This window comes from Lacimicrobium alkaliphilum, from assembly GCF_002591895.1.
Classification (GTDB): domain Bacteria; phylum Pseudomonadota; class Gammaproteobacteria; order Enterobacterales; family Alteromonadaceae; genus Lacimicrobium; species Lacimicrobium alkaliphilum.
This window is the reverse complement of record NZ_NISX01000027.1, coordinates 17,190-42,284: the sequence shown is the minus strand read 5'-3', so window position 1 is coordinate 42,284 and position 25,095 is coordinate 17,190. Positions and strand designations below refer to the sequence as shown.

20 protein-coding genes are annotated in these 25,095 nt (G+C 49.9%); 10 read left to right on the top strand and 10 right to left on the bottom strand.

Annotated features, from left to right (window positions below; translation table 11 throughout):
• Window positions 1–847 precede the first annotated feature (847 nt).
• Window positions 848–1,930, top strand: a complete 1,083-nt coding sequence (locus CDA54_RS18665) for a DUF3083 family protein (protein WP_099036562.1) — start codon at window positions 848–850, stop codon at window positions 1,928–1,930.
• A 10-nt stretch (window positions 1,931–1,940) separates the two neighbouring features.
• Here the strand turns inward: CDA54_RS18665 and norR are convergent, their stop codons facing one another.
• Window positions 1,941–3,461 (bottom strand): nitric oxide reductase transcriptional regulator NorR, encoded by a 1,521-nt coding sequence (norR, locus tag CDA54_RS18660; RefSeq protein WP_099036561.1) that lies wholly within the window; start codon window positions 3,459–3,461, stop codon window positions 1,941–1,943.
• Window positions 3,462–3,498: 37 nt separating this feature from the next.
• Window positions 3,499–3,633, bottom strand: coding sequence for a hypothetical protein (locus CDA54_RS19985; protein WP_268235351.1), 135 nt, complete (start codon window positions 3,631–3,633; stop codon window positions 3,499–3,501).
• Between the two features lie 127 nt (window positions 3,634–3,760).
• Between CDA54_RS19985 and CDA54_RS18655 the strand changes: the two genes are divergently transcribed.
• From CDA54_RS18655 to CDA54_RS18645, 3 genes are all read left to right on the top strand, one after another.
• The gene (locus tag CDA54_RS18655) at window positions 3,761–6,037 is read left to right on the top strand and encodes a nitric-oxide reductase large subunit (RefSeq protein WP_099036560.1); all 2,277 of its coding nucleotides are present in this window, start codon (window positions 3,761–3,763) and stop codon (window positions 6,035–6,037) included.
• Between the two features lie 53 nt (window positions 6,038–6,090).
• Window positions 6,091–6,309 (top strand): hypothetical protein, encoded by a 219-nt coding sequence (locus CDA54_RS18650; RefSeq protein WP_099036559.1) that lies wholly within the window; start codon window positions 6,091–6,093, stop codon window positions 6,307–6,309.
• 161 nt (window positions 6,310–6,470) lie between these two features.
• Window positions 6,471–6,851, top strand: a complete 381-nt coding sequence (locus CDA54_RS18645; RefSeq protein WP_218962432.1) for a YbaN family protein — start codon at window positions 6,471–6,473, stop codon at window positions 6,849–6,851.
• Between the two features lie 167 nt (window positions 6,852–7,018).
• On the opposite strand, the gene ytfE is transcribed toward CDA54_RS18645, so the two are convergent.
• Window positions 7,019–7,702, bottom strand: coding sequence for an iron-sulfur cluster repair protein YtfE (gene ytfE, locus CDA54_RS18640; RefSeq protein ID WP_099036558.1), 684 nt, complete (start codon window positions 7,700–7,702; stop codon window positions 7,019–7,021).
• 215 nt (window positions 7,703–7,917) lie between these two features.
• Complete coding sequence (locus tag CDA54_RS18635) at window positions 7,918–8,424, bottom strand: NTP transferase domain-containing protein (protein ID WP_099036557.1); 507 nt, start codon at window positions 8,422–8,424, stop codon at window positions 7,918–7,920.
• 155 nt (window positions 8,425–8,579) lie between these two features.
• Between CDA54_RS18635 and CDA54_RS18630 the strand changes: the two genes are divergently transcribed.
• Window positions 8,580–9,341, top strand: coding sequence for a HesA/MoeB/ThiF family protein (locus CDA54_RS18630; protein WP_099036556.1), 762 nt, complete (start codon window positions 8,580–8,582; stop codon window positions 9,339–9,341).
• Between the two features lie 80 nt (window positions 9,342–9,421).
• A complete protein-coding gene (locus CDA54_RS18625; protein ID WP_218962431.1) occupies window positions 9,422–10,795 on the top strand; it encodes an aldehyde dehydrogenase family protein in 1,374 nt (457 codons plus the stop codon).
• A 26-nt stretch (window positions 10,796–10,821) separates the two neighbouring features.
• Here CDA54_RS18625 and CDA54_RS18620 read toward each other — a convergent pair whose 3' ends face one another.
• The 4 genes from CDA54_RS18620 to CDA54_RS18605 form a co-directional block, all read right to left on the bottom strand.
• Entirely contained in the window at window positions 10,822–12,129 is a 1,308-nt protein-coding gene (locus CDA54_RS18620) for an alanine racemase (RefSeq protein ID WP_099036554.1), read from the bottom strand.
• Between the two features lies 1 nt (window position 12,130).
• Window positions 12,131–13,558, bottom strand: a complete 1,428-nt coding sequence (locus CDA54_RS18615; RefSeq protein WP_099036553.1) for a D-arabinono-1,4-lactone oxidase — start codon at window positions 13,556–13,558, stop codon at window positions 12,131–12,133.
• Window positions 13,551–13,883, bottom strand: a complete 333-nt coding sequence (locus tag CDA54_RS18610; RefSeq protein ID WP_099036552.1) for a c-type cytochrome — start codon at window positions 13,881–13,883, stop codon at window positions 13,551–13,553. The genes CDA54_RS18615 and CDA54_RS18610 overlap by 8 nt, the downstream gene beginning before the upstream one ends.
• Window positions 13,884–13,949: 66 nt before the next feature.
• Entirely contained in the window at window positions 13,950–14,612 is a 663-nt protein-coding gene (locus tag CDA54_RS18605; protein WP_099036551.1) for a TetR/AcrR family transcriptional regulator, read from the bottom strand.
• 212 nt (window positions 14,613–14,824) lie between these two features.
• Here CDA54_RS18605 and CDA54_RS18600 point away from each other — a divergent pair, with 212 nt between their 5' ends.
• The 4 genes from CDA54_RS18600 to CDA54_RS18585 all read left to right on the top strand — a co-directional run bounded on the left by CDA54_RS18600 (window position 14,825) and on the right by CDA54_RS18585 (window position 21,042).
• Window positions 14,825–17,149 (top strand): TonB-dependent receptor, encoded by a 2,325-nt coding sequence (locus CDA54_RS18600; protein ID WP_099036550.1) that lies wholly within the window; start codon window positions 14,825–14,827, stop codon window positions 17,147–17,149.
• A gap of 83 nt (window positions 17,150–17,232) precedes the next feature.
• Window positions 17,233–17,661: a secondary thiamine-phosphate synthase enzyme YjbQ gene (locus tag CDA54_RS18595; RefSeq protein ID WP_099036549.1), complete on the top strand. Its 429-nt coding sequence runs from the start codon at window positions 17,233–17,235 to the stop codon at window positions 17,659–17,661.
• A 146-nt stretch (window positions 17,662–17,807) separates the two neighbouring features.
• Window positions 17,808–18,653, top strand: coding sequence for an MlaA family lipoprotein (locus CDA54_RS18590; RefSeq protein WP_099036548.1), 846 nt, complete (start codon window positions 17,808–17,810; stop codon window positions 18,651–18,653).
• Entirely contained in the window at window positions 18,646–21,042 is a 2,397-nt protein-coding gene (locus tag CDA54_RS18585) for an efflux RND transporter permease subunit (RefSeq protein WP_099036547.1), read from the top strand. Before CDA54_RS18590 ends, CDA54_RS18585 begins: the two co-directional genes overlap by 8 nt.
• 47 nt (window positions 21,043–21,089) lie before the next feature.
• Here the strand turns inward: CDA54_RS18585 and CDA54_RS18580 are convergent, their stop codons facing one another.
• Both CDA54_RS18580 and CDA54_RS18575 read right to left on the bottom strand, forming a co-directional pair.
• The gene (locus tag CDA54_RS18580) at window positions 21,090–23,138 is read right to left on the bottom strand and encodes an ATP-binding protein (protein WP_143452328.1); all 2,049 of its coding nucleotides are present in this window, start codon (window positions 23,136–23,138) and stop codon (window positions 21,090–21,092) included.
• A gap of 141 nt (window positions 23,139–23,279) precedes the next feature.
• Window positions 23,280–25,064 (bottom strand): thiamine pyrophosphate-dependent enzyme, encoded by a 1,785-nt coding sequence (locus CDA54_RS18575; RefSeq protein WP_229748214.1) that lies wholly within the window; start codon window positions 25,062–25,064, stop codon window positions 23,280–23,282.
• Between the last annotated feature and the right edge of the window lie 31 nt (window positions 25,065–25,095).

Here is a 25,095-nt window from a genome sequence, read left to right as displayed (position 1 = left end):
TAAGAGTGCCATTTACACAGATATTTTTACAGTCTCGCAGCAGGTTTCTTCGTGCGCTTCGTGGTCCAAAAGCCTCCAACCACGAAGACGGCAGGAAGCTGTGACACTCTTTGCACCTGATACAGATGCCGGGTCAAGTTTTACATTGTGCTGAATGACCGCTCCTGGCACTAAGCGGACTATCAGATTGGCGATGCCCCTCTAAAGCACTAAACACAGAGCATGCATGCTCCTATACTTTCTGACAATCATATCAGTACAATTGCTCTATCAGCGTTAGTTAGTTTCTGCACAACCATAACGCTGTTTACCCGCTCAAACCGTTGCTATTTCTGACAGTCAATAAAGAACAGGCTGTAGCCCGGTTCCCAGGCGGAATGGGCACTTCAGCCGCTGGGTCTGGCCCTTGGTAATGATATTGCTGATTACACAGATGCTTTATCTGGTGTTTGCAGACTAACGCCTGTTGGTCTGCAACACAAAAGTCATCAAAACTTAGAGCGTGTTGATCTTTGCTGTATGAATTTTGTTCTAACTAAACGCTTTGTAATCGCGGCGCTTATTTGCAGGCCTAATGGATTAAGTCAAAAATAAGCAATAAAGAGTAAAAAGCGTTTAGGACGAACCCTTCGGGCAACGTTTGCGCAGCATCTCTACCGCTTCAGCGCTCTTTCATGTAGAACAACTACACCACAATCGCGCTTCATTGTATAAATACCGCGCAATTCGTTGCAAAAAATATACAGCAAAGTTCAACACGCTCTGATCTGGCGCAATAAAAATATCTGTCACAACTGCTATCTTTGGTATCAACACTTTATCTCCACCTGATACCAAAGGAGCAATAATGGCAATTAATTCTAAACACCGTGTGTATATACCGGCTAACGCCAAGTCTAATCAATATATCCTCGCCGAAATTAAGCCTGATGAGGCGTTTTATAGCCATTACTCAAGTCCGGACGAATGTTATCAAAAACTCAGCCAGCAATTTTTTGCTCTGGCTGACGAATTCGGCTTACACAATGTACATATGATTGCCAACGATAAGCTTCCGGTGGTGCGTTATCACCATGAAGCGTATTGCCTGCAAATGAAGAAACAGATTTTGTTTTTCTATGATCCCCAATACCATGAGGCGCAAAACCTGTTCACCGAAGCGGATTATCAGGCACGTAAAATTCGCCTGGTTTTTCTGGCAACCGGCACAGACATCCGCGCTCATGGGGCGGAATTCCACAATAAAGTGAGCCAGTTGCTGGAAAGCTTTGAAGGCCTGTTACCTGATCCGCAAACCCAGATAAAAATTCGCGACCATCAGCATTTGTCTTATGACCTGTTTGCCGGTGCCAAAGGCAAAAAAGAAACCTATGGCTATAAGCTGCGTGGTCTTTACCCCAGATACCGTGCCCGCCAGTGTGACTTGCCAGAGAATCACTCTGCAATCAGTTATGTAACGGTCAACCTGCCACTCACCCGGCAGCTCAAACAGCGCTACCTCAAGCCCGGTGACACTGACTTTTCCCCCTTATATGAAGCGCTGGAGAAATCCTTTTTACAGGCCAGCGAAGACAAGAGTCTGTACAGGCTGGCTCTGGTGGCAAATGGCCTGACACCACTGGTTCGCAACAGTCAGGTGGATCAGTCTGAGCACAACACCGAACTGCAAAAGATCAGTTTTGATACCGAGCACGACAAACACCAGTTTGCCAATCACTGGCAGGCAGACAACCTGGTGGAAACCGCGCATTTTATTATTGTGGCCGGCGATGAAGACAACACAGAGTTTGGTTACGGGCACTTTATGAACCGGGTAGAAGCAGCGCTCAACAGTTTAGCCAAAGCACTGCAACTGGATCCGCAGCGTAATGAGATGATTGTGCGTTTCCACCAACATATCAGCTATATGCTTGGTCAGACTCGGTCGTAAGAGTTAGTGGTTATTTAATCCCCAGTCTTTTTGCCAGTTTGTGCAGGTTACTGGAGTCTACTTCCAGTAACCTGGCTGCCTGAGCCCAGTTTTGCTGACAATGATCCAGCGCAGAGATAATAGCCTGGCGCTGACAATGCTCAATTGACGACTTAAGTGGCATTAACGTCTGAGCATCTGTATTGATACTTTGTGGTGATACCCGTACTTCAGACATTTCCAGATCCAGCAACTCCGGTTCGATACTCAGCATTCCCTGATCGCCATGGCGGGTCAGTGCCTTAATCGCACCGCGGCTGATTACATGTTCCAGTTCCCTGACATTACCCGGCCAGTTATAACCCAGCAGTGCCTGCTCGGACTGAGGTGAAATACGCAGGCTGCGCAAACCCAGGCGTGCCCGGTTCTGCTCCAGAAAATGCCCCGCCAACAGCAATACATCGTTACCGCGCTCACGCAAAGGAGGAATATGTACCGGATATACTGATAAACGATGATAAAGATCGGCGCGAAAATCGCCACTTTTCACACATTCTTTTAAATGCCTGTTGGTAGCAGCCAGTATCCTTACGTTCACTTTACGGGGCTTATCTGCACCCAAACGCTGAATTTCTCCGTTCTGTAATGTTCTGAGTAGCTTAGCCTGCACTGTCAGAGGTAGCTCCCCCACCTCATCCAGGAGTAAGGTCCCTCCGTTGGCCGCTTCAAATTTGCCTGCTCTTTCTGATTGGGCTCCGGAAAAGGCGCCTTTAACATGGCCAAAAAGTTCACTCTCCGCCAGCGACTCAGGCAAAGCCGCACAGTTAACATGAATCAGCGGTTTCTGATGGCGACGGGAGTGCTGATGCAAACGACGGGCGAATAACTCCTTTCCCACCCCGGTTTCACCTAGCAACAACACCGGCAACTCAGAATCAGCCACGGCATCCAGCTCAGTCAGAATACCGGCCAGCGCCGCACTACGGCCAATGATTTCTGCATCCTCCTCGCCGGGCAAACCCGGCTCGAAGTGACTGCTTCTGGACTGACGCAAACCACGGTTTTCAGATTCCAGTATGGTCGTATGGATTGCCGCTTCAATCAGCAATTTAAACTCCAGCAAATTCTGCGCTGCAGTTTGATTAAATGTGCCAGCCTTAAGGGTGTCAAAGGTAATCACTCCCCAGATCTTGCCGTCCTGCTCAAGACGCAATCCCATACAATCGTGCACGGGCAATGGCGAACCGGCTAATTGATTAAGTAAACCATCATAGGGATCGGGCAACGCGCTGCTGTGTTCAAAACACACCGGTTGTTTTTCACTGTTCAGAATAGTGGCAAGCCTGGGATGTTGTGCGGGTAAAAACCGACGGCCCATGGCCTCTTCTACCAATCCGGTGGCGGCAACGGGTTTTAATATATCCGTCTCCAGTCTGAGTAACACCACCGCCCCACAATCAAAATGAGCCTTCAGGGTTCGCACCAGCCGCTCTAATCGCAGTTGCTCCGGCAGGCTTGTGGCCAGATCTGCCACCAACATTTTATCTAACATGGTAAATAAAACCCTATAACGGTCAATAAAACCCTATTTAATCAGGGTTAAAAATACCAACAAATATCAATAAGTCAATAAATTCATAGAGATAAGTATTGGCATCAGTATTGCGATAGATAGAACTGACAGCAGTACTGACAGAACTGCTGGTTCTGGCAATTCTGTGCACACCACACCTTTGGTGCAGCGTGCGTCCTGTTAATTCACTCACCCGGAGTATCACAATATGAAAAAAACACTCTATTCCCTCTCAGGGACAGAATTTTATCTCACCACAGATAACGGAGAGCCGGCTCATGGGTAAATATCGTCGTCTGTGGTTTATTCTGATTGCAGTATTAGCAGTAACTTTCACACTGCTCGCGTATTTTGGCAGCGAGGTTTATCGTCAGGCGCCCCCCCTGCCATCAATGGTAATGACCGAAGACGGTCAGCAGCTGATGACCAAAGAGAGTATTCTCGATGGCCAGACCGCATGGCAATCGGTGGGCGGCATGCAGTTAGGCTCCATCTGGGGGCATGGTGCTTATCAGGCCCCTGACTGGACTGCCGACTGGCTCCACCGTGAGCTGATCGCCTGGTTAAGCATCGCCGCAGAGCAGGACTTTTCAAAATCATTTAATCAACTGAATGAAGAACAACAGGCCCTGCTAACCCTGCGTCTTAAACGCGAATATCGCACCAATTCGCTGGACGATAATGATGTTGTTACCCTGTCTGCACGCCGGGCCAGGGCCATCAGCGACGTGGCCAGCTACTATGACAAGCTGTTCAGTGACCATCCCGATCTGAAGTCCAGTCGTGAAAGCTTTGCCATGAAAGAAAATACCCTGCCCAGTGCTGAGCGGCGGGCAAAAATGGCCCAGTTTTTCTTCTGGACCGCCTGGGCAGCCTCCACTGAGCGCCCGGACTCCGGTGCAACCTATACCAATAACTGGCCCCATGAGCCACTGATTGACAATGTACCCACCAGCGAAAACCTGCTCTGGTCTGTTGCCTCTGTGGTGTTGCTTATCGCCGGTGTCGGTGCGTTGGTCTGGGCCTGGGCCTTTTTACGTAAAGAGGAAGAAGAAATTGCAGCACCAGAGCAGGATCCTATCAGTCTGGTAAGCCTTACCCGCTCGCAAAAAGCGCTGGCCAAATACGTATTTCTGGTGGTGGCATTGTTCACCTTTCAGGTCTTCCTTGGCGGCTTTACCGCGCACTATACCGTTGAAGGTCAGGAGTTCTATGGTCTGGATGTGTCACAGTATTTTCCCTACTCACTGGTCAGAACCTGGCATATCCAGGCGGCACTGTTCTGGATCGCCACGGGATTTCTTACTGCGGGCTTGTTTCTGGCGCCAATCATCAATGGCGGTAAAGATCCAAAATGGCAGAAACTCGGTGTCGATGTGCTGTTCTGGGCACTGGTGGTCGTAGTGGTCGGCTCCTTTGTGGGTAATTACCTGGCCATCGCGCAGATCATGCCGGAGAATCTCAGTTTCTGGCTTGGTCACCAGGGTTATGAGTTTGTCGATCTGGGCAGACTGTGGCAAATCGGTAAGTTTACCGGCATCGTGTTCTGGCTGGTACTGATGCTGCGCGCCATTGTTCCGGCATTAAAGCAGGAAGGCGACAAAAACCTTTTGGCACTGCTGACTGCCTCTGTTGTTGCCATAGGTTTATTTTACGGTGCCGGTTTCTTCTACGGTGAACGGACGCATTTATCGGTCATGGAATACTGGCGTTGGTGGATCGTGCATCTGTGGGTAGAAGGCTTCTTTGAAGTGTTTGCCACCGCCGCACTGGCCTTTATTTTCTGCTCCATGGGGCTGGTATCCCGCACTATGGCCACCACGGCCAGTCTGGCATCAGCATCACTGTTTATGTTGGGTGGTGTACCCGGCACCTTCCATCACCTGTATTTTTCCGGCACCACTACACCCGTTATGGCTGTAGGTGCCACCTTCAGTGCGCTGGAAGTTGTCCCGTTAGTAGTGCTGGGTTATGAGGCCTTCGAGAACTGGCGACTGAAACAGCGGGCGCCGTGGATGCAGAAAATAAAATGGCCGATGATGTTCTTCGTTGCCGTTTCCTTCTGGAATATGCTCGGTGCCGGGGTGTTTGGTTTTATGATCAATCCGCCTATCGCGCTCTACTATATTCAGGGGCTGAACACCACCGCAACCCACGCCCATGCAGCCCTGTTTGGTGTTTATGGTTTCCTGGCGCTGGGCTTTGCCTTGCTGGTACTTCGCTATATCCGCCCGACTCTGCAGTTTGATGAAAAACTGATGAAAACCGCCTTCTGGTGGCTTAACGGCGGTCTGGTACTGATGCTGTTCACCAGCTTACTACCGGTAGGTATTCTGCAATTTCAGGCCAGCCTGGAACATGGCTTCTGGTATGCCCGCGGCGAAACCTTTATGCAGACGCCACTGCTACAGACACTTCGCTGGGTGAGAACCATTGGTGATGTGATCTTTATCATCGGTGCACTGGCTGTGAGCTGGCAGGTGGTAAAAGGTCTGATGGGTTGGCGGACTCCAGCAAGCAGCGAGCAACCCCTTTCCACTCAGGAGACTTTGTAACACCTGTGGCGGGGCTGAGAACGCCCTGCCACTTCTTTTTCGGAGAAAGCAAAATGCAATATCAACGTATCACTAATCTGGCACATGCGTTACTTATCTTTGCCGTACTGGCAATGCTGACAACCATCTGGGTTGGCTATATCAGGCCCGAACAATTCAGCATAGCAATTCAGATCACCGCCCATATCAGCCTCATTTTCGCCGCAACCATGCTCAAAATTGCCTATGTGTTGCGTTGTATTGGTCGCTATGAACGCAAGATGGAGGTCTGAATGATTATTGCAAAACTAAAGCATCTGCTTTGTGAAAGAATGACCAGTAATCTGCTCAATAATATCGCTGCCCACTCAGCCAATACTCAGGTAGCCTGAGCAGGGGTGACTCGGCTAAACTGAGTAACGATAGAATTGAAATACGCTCAGAAGGAAAAAGCTTGGACTGGGTTCGCGCGTTGCACTGGAAGATTCTGGCTATAGTGTCTCTGTTATTGGGAGTGGCTGGCATTCCCCTTCCCGGGTTACCAACGGTGCCGTTTATCTTACTGGCCGCCTGGTCTGGCAGCAAAGGCTGGCCGCAACTTGAAGACTGGCTGCTCAGGCATCCCAGATTCGGTAAAGACATTGCCAACTGGCGCCGCTATGGTGCAGTCTCCCGCCGTGCAAAATATCTGGCCAGTGGGATGATGTTACTCAGCACAACATTGCTATGGATATCCGCTTCACCTGTTTACCTGCAGCTGGCTGTTACCCTGATTTTAGTTTGCGTAGCACTGTGGCTATGGCGGCGACCTGAAACAACCAGCACAACAGATTAACCTGGTGCTGATATTTTCAGGACGTACTCCAAAAAAGCACGAAAAAGCTAATTTCACCACAGAGTCACAGAGAACACAGAGGTATTAACGGTTTAGCCCCTTTACTTCTCTGCGTTCTCTGTGCCTCTGTGGTTATTTCTTTTTTACACAATCACCATTGGATGAAGTTAATGGCAGGAGCCGCAGCAGCTTCCCTCACCTTCAGCACGATTTACAAACAGGATATTATTCTCCAGATGGATATGCTCCATCAGGTCTTCTTTCAGCTCCTTTAATCCCACATAAAGCGCCGTCCAGGTATTACAGGCACCCACAGGCAGCTCCAGGTTATGAGCAAGTGCCTGCATCTTTTCCAGCGCCTGACCATGTTCAAAATGCTCTTCCTCCATCACCGAGATCGGCCCGGAAGGAAAGATATCTCTGACCAGCATAGGGAACAGGATCTGTTCTTCTTTTTGCATATGGTTTTCCAGTTCCTGATGCATGGCCTCAAGATGATCGGCCAGACCGTGAGGACAATCATCATTGTCGCCATGCACATGCTCTACACGGCGGGCAAGACGAATAAGCTCCGGTAACTGCTGACGGTGTTTCTGATGAAAATTCTCAAAGATATGGGCTACTAATTCGGGATTCGACGCCTGTTGCCATTGTTGTTCGGGGTTATCAGAATTCATCAGTTGCACCAGTTCAGCCACAACAGGGCCAGGGTCCTGCTCACGTTTTCTCAGCGCATCGCCCAGCGTTCGCTGTCCGCCACAACAAAAATCCAGCTTATAATGATGAAAGATACGTGTTGCACCCGGGACTTGTGTCGCCAGGCTGGCTAAAGATTGGGTTAATATTTCCATTACAGCTCCAGTAGTAGTCAAATAAAAGTCGTATTCCGAAATTGTGTTCCGGTGTGTCCAAAAATAGGTTTCAGGGAAGTGTTTCTACATATGACAAACTGCAAGAGGGATACCAAGATTATCTACTTGTTTTTAATAGATAAATATCAAAAAAGGTACTATTAACCCTGCCCGCATGGGGTTTTTTAAACCCTCTGGGTATATTTAACCCTTCTTTATTCCATTGACCCACCTGAATTCAGGCGAGCCAGGTGCGACTCACACGGCGCCACCAGTTCCAGGCAGCTGAGACCGCACAAATCGTCTTTTACAGGCTCTCCTCTGGTTAAATGTTGTTCAAGGTAATCCCGGCTGAAATCGTCATTGTGAAAATACAGCGGCAGTGTGGATGAGCGAAAATGACAACTGCAATGATGATTACTGCCCGTGGCCAATAGCCATCTGAGCATTTGTGTTGTGACCAGGGGCATATCTGCGGCCACCAGCATTGCATGACGTTTTGTGTCGAGAAAAGCCGCAGCATGTACCGCTGATAGCAGTCCATGACCGGAGTAAATGTCGGGTAGTCGTCCCTGTTCGAAGCAGTTCTCATTTATCTTTACCGAATTAATCCCACTTTGTATAAGCAGTGATCTGGCTTTATCGATTTCGCTCTGCCCACGTTCACTCTGTCGCCAGCCACGTGGTGTCAGCTGCGCCACAATCACCCCAAATGGCTCCATTTATCTCTACCTGTCGGCCACAAAGCTCCAGTCTACTTATCAGCATGTGCTGCGGACCATACACCATAAGAGTTAGTTGGTTATTTACTGTAGGTATTGCCTTAATAGTGCTACGACGTTACAAATAGAAAACGCACAACACCAGAGGCCAGGTATTGAGTCAGCAGCTCACAACAGAACAAGCTCTGCGCTATAACCGCCAAATTCTGCTACCGGATTTTGATCTTCAGCGCCAGGAACAACTCCTCAATGCCAGAGTGCTGATTATCGGTATGGGTGGACTTGGTTGCCCGGCTGCTCAATATCTGGTGGCGTCGGGCGTGGGCCAGGTGATCCTTAACGATAATGATGAAGTGGCACTAAGTAATCTGCAGCGACAGATTCTGTTTAGCGAGGCAGATATTGGTTACAACAAGGCTGAAATTGCCGTAACCCGACTGAGGCAACTTAACAGCAACTGCCAGCTTAGCGCGCTGACTACGCGCCTTGACGAGCAGGCACTTAAACAACTTGTTGCTGAACAGGATCTGGTGCTCGATTGCACAGATAACCTGGCCAGCCGCAATCTTATCAATCGAATATGTGTCAGCGAACAAAAACCGCTGGTATGCGGTGCGGCCATCCGTATGGAAGGCCAGTTGTTCAGTTATATTCCCTCTCAACAAGGCCCCTGTTACCATTGTCTTTCCCATTTATTTGGCGAACAACAGTTAAGCTGTGTGGAGTCCGGTATTCTCGCTCCTGTCGTGGGCATCATAGGAGTCATGCAAGCCCTGGAGGCGGTTAAGATTCTTAGTCAGTGTGGTAATTACGGTGACGGAAAGTTACAACTTTTTGATGGTAAAACCGGCCAGTGGCAACAGATCAAAGTTCCTAAAAACCCCAACTGTGAAGTTTGTCAGGAACATCGGTCCTGAAGTCGCTGGCACTCACTAAAGCTGTCGTATATTCTGTACTCAAAAAGCGGTAAACAGCTGTTTGAATTAGGGGATAGATGATGTCAGCAAGTATTGCGCAACAAGTTCAAAGCTTAAGGCGATTTTATAACACAGCAGCCACCAGGGATCTGGACTGGCGTCGTCAGCAACTCAGGCAATTGCTGCGTATGACAGAAAACCACGAAAAAGAGATTTATCACGCCCTGCATCAGGATCTGGGCAAGTCAGAGCAGGAAAGCTGGCTGGCTGAAGTGGGGTATCTGCAGGATGAAATACGACACAGCCTGAAACACCTGAAGAAATGGAGTCAGGCCCGCACGTCATCAACGCCTTTAATCGCACAACCCGGGCGCAGTTGGATACAACCAGAGCCCCTTGGAACGGTATTGATCATCGGTGCCTGGAACTACCCCTTTCAGTTACTGCTTGCTCCCCTGGTGGCTGCTATTGCAGCGGGGAACTGCGCTCTGGTTAAGCCCTCTGAACTGTCCCCAAATACCAGTGCGTTAATCGCTACCTTGCTACCCCAATATCTGGATCAACAAGCCTTTGCCGTGGTAGAGGGGGCTGTTGAAGAGACCACTGAAGTGTTAAAGCAGCATTTTGACCACATTTTGTATACCGGCGGCGAAGCGGTAGGCAAAATTGTAATGAGAGCCGCTTCTGAGCATTTAACCCCGGTGACACTGGAGCTGGGTGGCAAGAGCCCCTGTATTGTTGCCAGTGACTGTGATCTTGAGGTAACCGCTGCACGCATTGTCTGGAGTAAATGGATGAATGCCGGGCAAACCTGTGTGGCGCCTGATTATGTATTGGTGGAAAAAGCATTCGCTGACCAGCTTAGTCAGGCCATTCAGAACAAGCTTGAGCAGTTTTACGGCTCAGATCCCAAACACAGCCCGGACTATTGCAAGATCATTAACAAGCGCCACCTGGCACGGCTGCAATCGTACTTGCAGGAACAAACTCTGTTATGTGGCGGGGAAGTTGAAGAAACCCTCCATTATATGTCGCCCACGCTGGTAAAGGATCCTGATTTAAACAGCCCTTTAATGGAAGAAGAGATTTTCGGGCCTATTTTGCCAATAATCAGTCTGGAAAATATCAGCGAAGCACCGGAATTTATTAATCAGCGGGCAAAGCCCCTCGCCCTTTACCTGTTTACCCAGTCCAAAACGCTTGAGCAAAACGTACTCGAAAATACCAGCGCGGGCAGTGTCTGTGTTAACGATGGCATGATGTTTATGGCGAACCCTGAGCTGCCCTTTGGCGGGGTCGGCAATAGCGGTATGGGCCGCTATCATGGGCAATGGGGTTTTGATACCTTTAGCCATCTGAAAGCGGTAATGAAACGCAGTACCTGGTTCGATATTAATTGGCGCTATCCGCCTTTTAATGCAAAGAAATTGAAATGGCTTAAAATGCTAAAATAATGCCATTGCTCCGGACGTGTGCTGCTTTAACTGGTAATGTCAGGCGAACTGCTGGCCCCTTGCCTGAGTATCGGCCATAGCCCTTCTAGCTGGCCATCACGTACAGCCAGCAGATCGCCAAACTGCAGCAATACCGCTTCACTTTGCATGGGCCGTAAAAAAACCCAGTCATCCACGTCCAACGGAACATCAGCCGAGCCGAGCAGTCCCTGCTGATTAGAGCTTCGGTAGAGTTCGTTGAACTCCAGCCCTGATGGCGAACAGGGCGTTGCCATCCAGTTACCACCATAGATAAAAAAGCTCAGTTGCTGGTTCGGATCCCAGTGACCGGCCACGGTACCCAACCATTCCTGGGTCGGAATGCCTTTGTTGGATTGCTTTTTCAATACGCGGGTGGCAATCACAGCGGCCGGTACATATTCGTCCAGCATCGGCTGATCAAAATCAGAGGGCTTTAGCAAACAGGATCCAACCGACAGGTCATTCACCGCCTCAACGTCGGCATAACGCAAAAACGTTGGGCTGCCTGCGCCATTAAAGCACAACGGTCGGTTCAGCCAGTCAGGGTATGCTTTACGGATCTGAGCAATATAGTCCTGATAGCGCTGCTGCACCCGTGCAAACTCACGCCCAGCCAAAAACCCCGGTAACTTACTGACGTGAGCGTCATAGCCCATTAAACCTGACAACTGTAAATGCTCCGGGTTGGCGGCAATAATATCCAGCGCCCGTCGAAACTCCTGTGTCTGGTTAAAACCACCACGGTGCAATCCCACATCAATTTCAAGATTAACCCTTAGCCTTTGCTCTTGCTGCTGCGCCAATTGCAGATACTGTTTCAGCCGCATCTCACTATCAATCAACCACTGTAACTGCTTTTGCGGCACAAAGGCCGGTTGCTGTTTGCGCCATATCTGGTAAAAATGACGGGCTGATGCTACCGGCATCGGCTTGCCAAACAGAATATCGGCATCAGGCGTAGTGCTTACCAGCGACAACAAAAACGGCAGATGAAAAACCATGTAAGCATGCGTATTCGTGCGCCTGGCAATATAGTCAAGCAGAGCCGGACTGGGGAGGGATTTGACCACAATGCGGTAGGTCTTCTGTGGATGACGATTAAAAAACGTGTTCAGGTTAGTCAGGTTTTGATCCAGACGGTTTAAATCCACTAACAGAGCCGGGCGACTGATGTCATGTTGATCCAGAAACCGAGATAGCCCTTTGAAATAGTCGCTTTGTACCGACGCCCTGCTAACTGGCTTAAACATCCAGGTTGCGGCTATCGCACCCACTGCCAGCCCACCTTTTAGTACCGTACGGCGGCTTGCCATATCAGACTCCAAGAATCTTATGCAAATGGGGGTTAATTAACCGGCCCTGGGGATCGAGACTCTCCCGGACGGCCTGAAAGTCTTGCCAGTGTGCGGGATACAGCCTGGCCAGTTGACTGGCATCCAGGCTATGGATCTTGCCCCAGTGCGGCCTGCCATCAAACTCATGAAAAATCGGTTCGATCATATTAAAGAAGGGCCGGTAGTCCAGATCGCCAAACTGATGCACCGACAACACCGCACTATCCCTGCCCTGATACATAGACAACATAATATCGTCACCCTTGACGTGGCGGTATTCAATCGGAAAACAGGCCGGGATTTTAGCGTCTTTGATAGTTTTCAGTACTTTACGCAGGCAAGCTGGTCCGGCTGCAACCGGCACCGAGTATTCCATTTCCCGAAAGCGGGTAGTCCTGGAGTGAGCCAGCACTTTATAGGAAGCTCCTGTGCGCACCACAGGCGTATTTCCGGCAAAGGCTTTTTCCAGCAACCAGGCATACAAGGGTTCCCCCACTCCTGGTATCCAGGCTACAGACTCAAACACCTGTCGCAACTGATTCAGCGCATCCGCATCCTCTTCTCCCTGATTAACATCACCTGGCGCGGCTTCATTCGTGGTCACAGATATGCCAAGGGGGGAATAAGGTAGGGCGAAAAGCTCAAAATGACGGTTCAGAGCCATTCGCTTCTCCAGCTCATCGAGCATCTGCTCCAGCGGCTCAACCCGGCTCACTTCGGTCAGGTTATAGGCAGGCTGACATTGCAGTCTGACCCGGGTGAGAATACCCAACGCTCCTAAATGGTTGCGCGCGGCACTGAATAATTCCGGGTCTTTGTCGGCACTGATATTCAGTAACCGGCCATCCACCGTTGCCAGCGTCAGGCCGGTAACCTGAGTGGAAAGAGAGCCAAATTGCTTACCAGTACCATGGGTTGAGGTGGCAATAGCCCCCGCCAGCGAAGGGTAATCCATATCCGGCAGATTCTGTGTTGCCAGCCCGACCTGCTCCAGCTCGGGCCCCAGGCGATGCAGGCGAGTACCGGCCCAGACTTCAGCCTGGCTGGTGAGCTTGTCATGACGGATCAATCCGGACAGATAATCCGTGGTTAATAAGGTATCCTTAGTGGGTACCAATGCACTGAAGGCATGACTCGAACCCACAGCCCTGATGGTGCCCTTTGCATTGTTCAACTGCTCGACTAACTGTGCTTCATTGTGTGGAATCAGACGCGTTGTCGGGTAACAGCTGTGGTTTTTAGCCCAGTTAATCCAGGGCAGCGGCTGACCCGGTACAAAAGGGGCCGCCAGAGGTATTGCCGGTGGAATTCGCCCACACCCCGTCAGTGCCAGCGACGCGCTGGCAGCCATCCCTTTTAATAAACTGCGCCGACTGATTTTATCGGAGGTGTCAAAGGTATCAGTCATTGCTCTCCTCCAATGCCGGCGCCAACATCAAATCAATCAACGCATTCAAATCCTGTTCAGTACAGGCGCTGCAATACCCCATAGGCGGCATACCATTGATCCCTTCAACGGTATTGCGCAGTATCTGATTCCGGCCTTTTTGCAGCCGTGCCTGCCACGCCTGCTTATCCCCCATCAGCGGCGCGCTGGTATTTTCCGCTGCATGACATTGCAGACAATTATTCACCAGCAACTGCATCTGTTGGGGCGTGACCTGGGCTGTCGCAGGAGGCGCCATCAGCCCCAGAGCCACACCGATAGCAACATTGAAAGTAGAAAAGTGCACAACACACCAGTATTTTTGGACGAGCGTCCAAATTACAAAAAAACACAGGTGCTTGTCAATAACTTGTTAACGAACGTCACCAAGAGGACGGAATAAACTGCTAAGCAGGCGTTTAAGACATTGATGAACAAATTCAGGTTCAAAATCGCGTTCATTGTTGGCATAAGCGAACTCCATCTGGCTGATCGCTGCCAGAATAAGATGGGCATCCTGCCATGGCATCGCACTGCCAAAACGTTCACAGAAGGTTTCAATCATCTTTAACTGCATCGTAGTGAAAGAGCGGATTTTAGCAGCCAGTGGTGATGGCAGATTAAAAGCATACACAAAGTGACTTTCAACGCCCAGCTCACGGCGCCGCTGACTGACACCACGATAAATATGTTCAGTCAGAAAGTCCGCCAGTTGGGATGTCAGCTTATCCTGCTGTTGCTGGGTGATATTGTCTCCCGGTACCAGGCACTGCTGCTCAATACTGTCGCGCAAGTTATCCCGGTAGGGTTGCGTCTGTTCAACAAATACATCAAATGCGGCTTCGATCAAATTGTCCAGGGAGCCAAAATAATAACTTGTCAGGGATAACCTGACCCCTGCCCGACCGGCAATAAGCCGATGAGAAAGTGATGGCAACCCCCGCTGGGCGATGAGATCAAGGGCTGCCTCAAGGATCTTACCGCGGGTGGCTTCACTCTTAGCGGTTTTTTTGTCTTTTACTGCCGTATTGCTCATTGGCTGGTCAGCTCTTACAGGCTTGGGTAAACGAGGACGTTATCCAACGCCCGCACAGCAGTCAAGTCGCTTAAGCCCTGCCTCCATTTACCCGTCTACAACAAATTACTTACATGTTGTTGACATTTACCAACATTTAAAACTAAATTGGACACTCGTCCTATGAATACCATTACAGGCCATACCGGCCAGCAGTAAACTGGAGATTAATTATGCGAATCCGCACCAAACGAACTGTAGTTGCTCTGGCTAGCGCTATGGCAATGAGCTCCGCCTGGGCTGAGCAAATACAACCCGCCGCAGAGGATGGTCTGGAAGTGATCATGGTTTCGGCGCAAAAACGCAGCCAGAGTTTCAAAGAGGTTCCCATCTCCATTACCACTGTTTCGGCCCGTGCGTTAATCGAACAGAATTTAACCACTGCAGAGCAACTCTCTGCCAATATTGCCAATTTTTCAGTGGGCCAGACCGGCCAGGGGTTTGCCATCAATATGCGAGGCCTTGGCTCAGGCTCTAATCAGGGCTTTGAACAAACTGTCGGTACCTATGTGGATGGCATTTACCGGGGCCGCGCTCAGCTGATGCGCAGCAGCTTTCTGGATATCCAGCGCATCGAAGTGTTGCGAGGGCCGCAAAGCATACTGTTTGGCAAAAACACCACGGCTGGTGCGTTAAACATTATCACTGCCGAACCCAGTGATGATCTGCGTGGTTACCTCAATGGCGCGCTGGAATTCGGTAACGGTTATAACCTGGAAACAGCTGTTGGTAATAGCCTGGCGGACAACCTGCAGGGCCGCATCGCTTTAAAAACCATCAATGAAGACGGTTTTTTGCATAATGCCCTGATGGACAGGGATGAGGTTGCCCGTAATTCTTTACTCGGCAGGCTCTCTCTGGCCTGGCAACCCAGTGAGGAGATTGAAGTTTTGTTGCGCTACCAGTTTGATCGCGAAGACTCAAAAGGAGTACGCAATGCGCAGGCCGTGGCAGAGCCGGTGTATTTATCCGGTGAGCCGTTGCCAGAGTATTTTGGCGATCCCGGCCAGTATGTACTTGACGAGGTAACCCAAAAAGGCCTGCGTGATCTCGGTGAAGATGAAGGCACAGACTACCACGGCGATCATCTGACACTGCAGGTTGACTGGCAGATGGACGATCTCAGCCTGACCTCTATCACCGGCTGGCAGCGCTATGAGCTGGCATTGACCAGTGATGGAGACGACAGTCCTGCGCCGTTGGTATACCGGCAGTACAACAATGAACAATACCGCCAGTTGAGCCAGGAACTAAGACTGACATCCGACTGGCAGGGACCGTCTAATTTTATCGCCGGCGTCTACTTTCAGGATGCACAACTGGATTTTGCTGAGGCCTACCGGATATACCCCCTTAACGCCCTAGGACCCAGAGACTATCAAAACGATGCAGACACCTGGGCTGTGTTCAGCCAGTTTGACTACGCATTAAATCAGCAATGGCTTATGACCCTGGGCCTGCGCTACTCAGAAGAAGACAAACACGCCAGCCGTGAGTTAAGTCTGGTCGAGTTATCCAGCGGTGAAGCCATTTCAGATCAGGTATTGGTCAATGTGCCGCCAATGTTGAGGGCAATGGGCCTGCCAGAGCAACTGCCGTCGCAAATGTACCTTGGCATTCTGGCCAATGAGCTACAGCTGGAACAGCATGCCGTCAGCGGTGAGCGCACAGAGCACGCTTTTTCACCGGCATTAAACATCAAATATAAATTCGACAACGGTATGGTATATGGTTCGGTGTCCACCGGCACTAAAGCTGGCGGTTTTGACGCCAGAGCCAATGTCGCCAGAGACTGGGAATTCGAAGATGAATCCGTTGTTGCCTATGAACTGGGTTCCAAACTAACCCTTGATGACGGTAACCTCGATTTGAATCTGGCCCTGTTTAATATGTCATTCAAAGACTTGCAAACCTCCACTTTTGATGGCAGCGCGGGTTTTTTTGTTAAAAACGGCGGTAAATCTACCAGCCGCGGTATTGAGCTGGACAGTCGCTGGTTGTTTGCCGACAACTGGCGTTTATCCGGCAATCTCGCCTGGCTGGATTTTACCTGGGATGAATTTAAAGGCGCCAAGTGCTTTTATAGCCTGATGTACACCCCGGATAACGTCTCGGCCGATGGCCAGTCCTGCGATATGTCCGGCAAGACCGGCGCCTTTGCACCAAAATGGTCTGGCAGTCTTGAACTGGAGTACTTTCTTGAAATCAGTAACAGCATGGAACTGAACGTTAACCTGCAAACCCAGTTTAAATCACAGCACTTTACAAACTATGATCTGAATCCGTTTACCGCTCAGCCTGGTTACGCCAAGGTTAATTTGCGCATCGCCCTGGCAGACTATATTGACGGCTGGTCTGTGGCTTTGCTGGGTAAAAATCTGACCGACAGAACCACGATCAATTATTCAACAGATATGTCTTTCGCACCGGTGGGCATGCACAGTGTTTATACAGAACAGGGACGCAGCATCACGCTGCAGGCCGGTTATCGGTTTTAATCTATATAGTGCGCAGGCCCTTGTCTGAGCGGTGCACTTGCGTCACTCTTAGCGATATCATTAAGACAACAGCGATATCGCTTATGTGGATACAAAAAGAAATCCGGCTAAAAGCCCGATCCCGGGGCTTTCATCTGATCACCGATGAAATCCTGCGCCAGATACCTGAACTGGTAAAGTTTGAGATGGGCCTGATGCATGTTTTTATCAGGCACACCTCGGCTTCCCTGACCATTAACGAAGACGCCGACCCTACCGTGCGTCAGGATTTTGAAAGCCATTTTAACCAGATGGTGCCGGAAAATATGCCTTACTATAAGCACGACTATGAGGGCAGTGACGATATGCCGGCTCACCTTAAAGCCAGTATTCTGGGCAGCAGCCTGAACATTCCCGTCACCAAAGGTAAACTCAATATGGGCACATGGCAGGGTATTTATCTGTGCGAACATCGTAATCATGCTTCAGATCGAACGATAGTTATCACAGTGCATGGCCAGGTTCCGGATTAACCCGTAACCTCTGAGTTTTTGCACTCTGTCTACAAACCAGCTGCCCTTAATCGTAGCCTTCAGATTACCGTCAATACTGGGAATTTGACCATTTTGACCTTTGCTGACATGATGGATTACAGCTAAACACTATAACCGGTCAGAGCATGGAAAATTCAGGACACGGGTTTCCCCTCTCTTATCTGACAGAAAAGTGTTCCCGGACACTGACAGTAGTGGTTTTTCTGTTCTTTTCCATTGGCTGTGCCAGCCAATCTCCTGTTGAGCAGGCTTCTTCCCAGAGTGTCGACACGGCTCACGATCCGGTCGTGGTGGCAACACCAGAGGGCACCGACACCCTTGAGCCTACGGTGGTGGGTTATTCAGAACAGCAGTTTGAAGACCCACTGGAAGGCTTTAACCGGGCGATGTTTGGTTTTAATGATGTGATGTACCGTTATGCGTTAATACCTGCTGCCCGGGGTTACAGCTATCTTCCCTCTCCGGTTCGCACCGGTGTATCCAACTTCTTTGCCAATATTCGTGAACCCTGGAACAGCCTGAACCATACCCTGCAGGGCGAAGGTGGGCTGGCCGGTCGCAATCTCGGCCGCTTTTTGATCAACAGCACTGTAGGTTTGCTTGGCCTGTTTGACCCGGCAACCCACTGGTTAGAACTGCCGCCAGCCAAATCGACGCTGGGGCAAAGCCTTGCCCATTATGATGTGGGTTACGGCGCATTTCTGGTGCTGCCGTTTATCGGACAAAGTGATTTTCGCAGCGGCTTTTCTACTTTTACCGAAAGTATGATCACGCCTCTGGAAGCTATTGCTGACCGTCCACAAACCGGCTACTGGCAAATGTTTAACGGCTATCAGCAGTCCGTGCCCAGCCTGCTCAAATACGAAGAGCTGAAAGCCCAGAGCGAAGATCCTTATCGCTATTTCAGGAATCAGTACTTACAAGGGCTCCTGAGAGATAAGCAATACGAACCCGGAACAGAAGATGAATAACCGCGAGATTTTTGCCTCCTGGCTCATTCGTCATCCGATATGGGTATTGCTGGCCTTTATCTTAGCCTGTGGCGGTATTGGTTATTTTATCAAGGATTTTCGTATCGATGCGTCTGCCGATACCCTACTGACCAACGACAATCAACTGTATATAAAATCCCGGATAATGAGCCAGCGCTTCAATCCGCAGGAATTTATTCTGCTGGCTTATAAACCTGAAAATCATCCTCTTTTTAGCGACAAGACCTTTAGTGACCTCAGCGAGATCAGCGAAAAACTGCAACAGCTTGAACGGGTTGATGCGGTGACCTCGATCCTCAATGTGCCGTTGCTGCAGGCCATGGAGGGGTTACAGACGGATCTCGACCCCGACGACTGGACCTGGCAAAGCCGGCAATATTCCGCACAGCAAATGCAGAGCATCCTCACCGACCACCCTTTGTATGAAGACTTACTGGTCAATCAACAGCAGGACGCGACCGCCATTCAGATCCTGTTTAAACAAGACCATGAACTGGCTGAAATTGACAAACAGATTATCGCTATTCAGAAACAGGCCCTCACTAGTGAACTGACTGAGGAACAAAAGCAGCAGGTTGAGTCTCTCAAAGCCCGCGCCGAGCCGCTGTTACAGGATCTGAACCGGATCCGGGCCAAAGAAATAGAGCAAATCTATGCCATGGTCGCCCCCTACGAACAGCAGGCGGATATTTACCTTGGCGGTGCCCATGTGCTGGGCTATCAGCTTATCCGCATCATCCAGCAGGATCTTAAGCTGTTTGGCACCGGCATCGCCGTGTTTATCGGCCTGATGTTGTGGCTGGTATTCAGACGCTGGCAATTTGTACTATTGCCGCTGGTCTGTTGCGGTGCCAGCGTATTGCTGACCATGGGAATGTTCGGACTGCTGGGCTTTAAGACCACGGTTATTTCATCGAACTTTATTGCCCTGCAACTCATCCTCACCCTGGCGGTCTGCATCCACCTGATAGTTCATTACCGGCAACTCGCCGCCAGCACTCCGGATGTTAAGCATAAGCAACTGATAATAAAAACCTTCTCTGAAAAATCCACACCATGCTTTTATGCCGCTTTAACCACTTCGGTAGGCTTTGCCTCACTGCTGATCAGCAATATCCAGCCTGTGGTCAGTTTCGGCTGGATGATGATTGTTGCCATGCTGGTGTCTATCAGTGTCAGTCTGTTGCTGTTTCCGGTGCTGATCAGCCTTTCGCCGCCGAAACCAACACAACAGCACAATCCGCTATTAAAACCCTTGCTCAATGTTTGCATGGCCCTCAGCAACAGACATAAAACGCTGGTGGTAATCTGCACCCTGATTGTTGCAGTGGTGGGTGGCCTGGGCCTGCCCCGGCTGGATGTGGAAAACAGCTTCCTTAACTATTTTCGCGAGTCCACCCAAATCCGTAAGGAACTGACGTTTATTGACCAGCAATTTGGCGGCTCAACACCGCTGGATATCGAGTATAAAATCCCCGAGTCTGAGCGCAAACAAGATTTGGTATTAAGCGCCCAGACAATACAAACCCTGCAGAAAATTCAGCACCTGCTCAGCCAGTATGACGCCGTCGGCAATGTCACCTCAGTATTTAATTTTACCGAACTGGCCAAGAAGATTAACCAGGGCCAGCCACTGACGGAATATGAGCTTAATTCCCTGTACCACTTACTGGATAGATCGCTGCGCGACAGATTACTGGGCAGCTATCTTAGCGCCAATGACCAACAGCTTCGTATCAGCTCGCGCATTCAGGACAGCACCGAGGGGCTCAACCGTGCGGAGTTTTTACAAAGCCTTAAAACCTACATCGGCAAACAGGGCGTTGACCCTGCGCAAATCGAGCTGACCAATCTTTTTGTGCTTTACCAGGATATTCTCTCGCGGCTGTATAAATCTCAGTTCCAGACCCTTGGCGTGGTGTATGTGGCGCTGGCGCTGGTGTTGCTGCTGGTGTTCCGCTCAATTCGTCTGGCTCTGATCGCATTAGTGCCAAATGTGCTTTGTACGATGCTGATCCTTGGCATCATGGGCTGGCTGGCCATTCCGCTGGATCTTATGACCATCACCATTGCAGCTATCGCCATGGGCATCGCGGTGGATGACACCATTCATTTCACTCATCATTATAAGCAGCACCTTAAAGACAACCCGCCGGAGCAAGCCGCCCAGAAAACCTTTAAAACTGTGGGGTATGCACTGCTGTATACGTCCATCATCATAACCCTCGGTTTTGCAACATTAGGGTTGTCGGACTTTGTGCCCAGTATCTATTTCGGATTGCTCACGGGTCTGACCATGATGCTGGCGCTGCTGGCCGATCTGACCCTGTTACCCGCATTGCTGATGAGGTTTGTCAGAAAAGTCTGATGTGTTTTACCCTGTGTGATAAGACTGTTGTCATTATCTATATGGTCTCAAGGATCGCTCGAAGAAGACAACATCGCCAAGGGAAAAGTCATTTTTAGCGACAAGCCTGGGGTATCAGTTTTAACCACTTCAATACTGCCTGAGAACGCTTGTACCACCAGATTGTAAACAAAGTTCAGCCCCAGCCCGGTCTGCCCATCCCCTCTTTTGGTGGTAAAAAAGGGCTCGAAAATGTGGCCAAGATCATTCTCATTCAGCCCTTTGCCGTTATCACTGTATAGCAACTGCCAGTTATTGGATGTGACTTTAGCCACAATCCTTAATTTACCGCTTCCGTTGTTAAAGCCATGTATCACTGAGTTCAAGCACAATTCCTGCAACAGCATTTGCATATAATGGCCATTGCATACAATCCGGAGATCAGTATTCACACAATCGAACGTAATACCTTTGAGTTCATCCCGTAACTCCGCCCGGGTTGCCGCAATAGCTTCATTCAGAGTAAAACTCTGTAATTCGCGATCATCGGGCTCAATGGCAAGCTGTTTAATGTTCTGAACAATCTTACTGCAGCGTAAAAGATTGTTTCGGATAAGCTGATCAGACGTTTGCAGTTGCCCGCATAGCCTTGCGAAGCCTTTTTGTGTCAACGTTTTGCTATTATTTGCCGTTTGCATCTGTTCAATGCTTTCATTTAACACTGACGCGGCTGTTGTCATTATGCCAAGGGGGGTATTAAGCTCATGCGCGACCCCTGCAACCAACTTACCCAAAGAGGCCATTTTTTCCGACTCAACCAGCTGTTTCTGGGCTGATTGCAGCTGTCGATATGAGTGGTGCAGTTTTCCGGTAAAGTCCTCTGCTTGTCTTCGCTTCTTTTGTTGTTGCCAGAAGAAAAGGATCAAAAAGGCGCTGATAACGGATAAAAATATGATAATTAGTAAACTCTGACGTCGGCTGTATTCATTGTTCAGCGCAGTAATCTTCAACTCCTCTTCCAGTGTTGAGATCTCTCGCTGATGTGAAATGTAATCTAACTGTTCACGCAGCATGATCAGTTGCATCTGGGCTTGTTCCTGATGCAGAGACTTAAACAACGTCGTATGCTGTTTTAGTGCGGCCAGAGCTGGTGCCGGTTCATACAGCGCAGACTTTATTTCGCTCAGTTCCAGATACGCATCCGTTTTAATCTGATGGGCCTGGGCTTCCTCTGCCAGATCCAGTGCCCGGTTAATATGCTTCTCTGCCAGATTCAAACCTTTTGACAGTCGCGCGATTCTGGCCAAATAAACGTGCAGTTCCGCCTGGTAGAATAAATCACCCCGTTGTTGATATCGCTCCAGTGCCTGCTCAGCATAGGTCTTTGCTTTTGCAAAAGCATTTTTAGACATCAGGGTATCCACCAGTAACCGCCGGGCATAGGCGATGTCATCGGCCTGAAACTCTGGCATATCCAGAGAATCCTGCAAATATTCCGTAGCTTCGTCGTATCGTTCAAGCCGAATCAAAGACTCGGCGATATTGTTTCTGAGTACCGCTAACAGATGATCGCTGACACCTTCCTGTTGTGCGATTTCATCAGCCCGCAACAGCAATTCGTGAGATTGCTCGAATAAACTCAGGCCCTGTAAAAAAATCGCCGTATTAATATTGACGGTAATAATGCGTTCTTTGTCATCATGCGTTTCAGCCAGTTCTAAGGCTTGTTCCAGGTAATCCCTGGCCGTGTTCATATTGCCCCGGCGATAAGCGATTACACCCAACAATTCCATCGCCCGGGTACGCATATGCGACATATTTTCAGGCACAACCTCCAACCATTCCAGTAACACGCTGTCTGCCTTGTCCAGATCCGAGAGGATTAACAATTGGTAGGCCATGATATTGACCAGCCTGTGTCGCTGTTGCCAATTATCCGGCTGAGTTTTCTGATAGAGAACCTGGGTTTGCCGGTAAGCTTCTGCAGGCTGAGTCTTGGTCAGTATTTCTAATGACTCAAGCCGCGCTTCATCGGGTAATGGTGTGTCGGAAAAACAATGATGGGTTTTCAGTAGTAAGACGAAAAAAACGCTCCAGAGCAAGTACCACTTCATCATCTGACCTGTGTTGGGTTGATCACCTTCTACTTTAAGCTGTTTTAGCACCTCATGCCAACAGGATTGACGGTTCCGGTTTAAGTGAAAACTATCACCCGGCCGGCTGTGGTTGTCTGAACGTGCGCTTGAACGCCCACTACACTAACTCACTCGCTGCCATTGTTTCAGCGCATCAGCATCGCCGTTCTTAGCTTTGATATACAGATTCAGCAAACGGATTTCCCGGCACTGATATTGCTCGTCAGGATCGGCCGGTACCTCAATCAGTTTCAGCCCTTTATTTTGCTGAGCATAGTCTTTAAACACCTGGTTAAACTCGCCCACAGTGCGGCAATGGGCCGATTCCCCACCATAGGCCGCGATCAATTTATGAATATCAAAGGCCGGATCATTACAGTGATAAATCGGCCCGTCACCACTTTTGCCCAGATGAAAGATATTATTGCGCATATAGATTATGATGATGGCGGTGCGATCTTTTTGGATCTCAATCAGCTCATTGGCCTGAAAATGCAGGCCACCATCGCCTGTGATTACCACCACCCGCTCATCAAGTTGCTGTTCCTGCACCAGTTTGGCACAGTGGCGGGCATAAGGCAGCGTGGTGCCCATGGCACCGTACCAGGGGTTGGTCAGCCAGCCCCGCCCTGCCCCGCCGAGACGGGTTTTGAGGCTGTAGCTGGCAAAATAACTGTTGCCCACCTCTGGTAAATACAGATAGGGGCAACTATCCTGCTGCTGAAGCTGGTTGAGTGCCAGTGCCAGATTATGAAAGTCCAGTTTCTCGGTATTGGCCAAAGGCCCTGACGTGTCGGATCTGACCGGCAAAGCATTCTCAAACACCGGCAGGGTCATGCACAGCAACTGTTCAAACAGCTCCACCAGATCCTGTTCCTGCAACGCGGTGCCCTTAAGTACCGTTTTATTGGCAAAACCCTCGATAAAATGACTGCCGGTGGCGAAGGCGGTATTGGTATCCTGGGCATAGATGCTGCTGGCAATATCAATCACATAATCGCCGTGCTGCTCGATATAATCGCGGCTGAGATTGTCACTGAACACACCGTTATACGCGCCCAGACATAGGGCATCAAACTCATCAAACAGGCCCTTGGCAAACCAGCTGGTGGCAAAGGGAATATGGTGCTTTTGTGCGAACTTCAGCAACAACGTGCGCAAGCGCGGATTATGTTTCACCCCGTCACCGATAAACAGCACCGGCTTTTGCGCCTGACTAAGACGATTGCTGATTTCCCCGGCAATCAGCTCACTGCCTGCCAGCAACTGAGAGCCACAACCTAACTGAGCCGGTGAGTCGGGTAACTGCAAGGCCTGAGTCTTACTGAATACCTGATCTCTGGGCACTTCAATAAACACCGGCTGGCGATGCTGCCAGGCATAATGCAAAAGCTGTAAAAAGCGCTCGCCGGCCATATTCGGCTGGCCATCATTGCGCTGGCCCTGTAAACGTTCAGCCTTTATACCCAGCGCCGCAAAGGCCTGCAGCGCATTATCATACTGGGTACGCCAGGCTGCCCGCGCGTGCACTGTATGGTGAATGGCCTGCTTGCCCACTTCCTGTTCGCCCGGCGCACCGGAGATAAACACCACCGGCAGGCTCTCGGTCATGGCCAGCGCCGCCGCAGAAACACAGGGCAGACTACCAACCGTATAGGTAGTCAGACAAAATCCCATGCCTTCAGTTTCTGCCTGAGCGCAGGCACTGAAACCGGCATGCATTTCATTGCTGGAAGGGCACAACTCAAGATGAGGTTGCAATGCGCTGATTAAATTGGCGGCAAAGTCACCGCCCACACCATAGAGTCGTTTGCCACCAAAAAGCGCAATACACCGGGCCAATGTCTGACCCAGTTCGGGCAGCTGCTCAGTATAGGCCATGCCGAGATTTTTCTCGTAATTGAACACCGTGAACTCCTTAAAGAAAAAGCCGCCAGAT

Coding starts and splice junctions, on each gene's coding strand:
- CDA54_RS18665 (WP_099036562.1), top strand. CDS start 848: ATGGCAATTAATTCTAAACACCGTGTGTATATACCGGCTAACGCCAAG.
- norR (WP_099036561.1), bottom strand. CDS start 3,461: ATGTTAGATAAAATGTTGGTGGCAGATCTGGCCACAAGCCTGCCGGAG.
- CDA54_RS18655 (WP_099036560.1), top strand. CDS start 3,761: ATGGGTAAATATCGTCGTCTGTGGTTTATTCTGATTGCAGTATTAGCA.
- CDA54_RS18650 (WP_099036559.1), top strand. CDS start 6,091: ATGCAATATCAACGTATCACTAATCTGGCACATGCGTTACTTATCTTT.
- ytfE (WP_099036558.1), bottom strand. CDS start 7,702: ATGGAAATATTAACCCAATCTTTAGCCAGCCTGGCGACACAAGTCCCG.
- CDA54_RS18635 (WP_099036557.1), bottom strand. CDS start 8,424: ATGGAGCCATTTGGGGTGATTGTGGCGCAGCTGACACCACGTGGCTGG.
- CDA54_RS18625 (WP_218962431.1), top strand. CDS start 9,422: ATGTCAGCAAGTATTGCGCAACAAGTTCAAAGCTTAAGGCGATTTTAT.
- CDA54_RS18620 (WP_099036554.1), bottom strand. CDS start 12,129: ATGGCAAGCCGCCGTACGGTACTAAAAGGTGGGCTGGCAGTGGGTGCG.
- CDA54_RS18615 (WP_099036553.1), bottom strand. CDS start 13,558: ATGACTGATACCTTTGACACCTCCGATAAAATCAGTCGGCGCAGTTTA.
- CDA54_RS18605 (WP_099036551.1), bottom strand. CDS start 14,612: ATGAGCAATACGGCAGTAAAAGACAAAAAAACCGCTAAGAGTGAAGCC.
- CDA54_RS18600 (WP_099036550.1), top strand. CDS start 14,825: ATGCGAATCCGCACCAAACGAACTGTAGTTGCTCTGGCTAGCGCTATG.
- CDA54_RS18595 (WP_099036549.1), top strand. CDS start 17,233: ATGTGGATACAAAAAGAAATCCGGCTAAAAGCCCGATCCCGGGGCTTT.
- CDA54_RS18590 (WP_099036548.1), top strand. CDS start 17,808: ATGGAAAATTCAGGACACGGGTTTCCCCTCTCTTATCTGACAGAAAAG.
- CDA54_RS18585 (WP_099036547.1), top strand. CDS start 18,646: ATGAATAACCGCGAGATTTTTGCCTCCTGGCTCATTCGTCATCCGATA.
- CDA54_RS18580 (WP_143452328.1), bottom strand. CDS start 23,138: ATGATGAAGTGGTACTTGCTCTGGAGCGTTTTTTTCGTCTTACTACTG.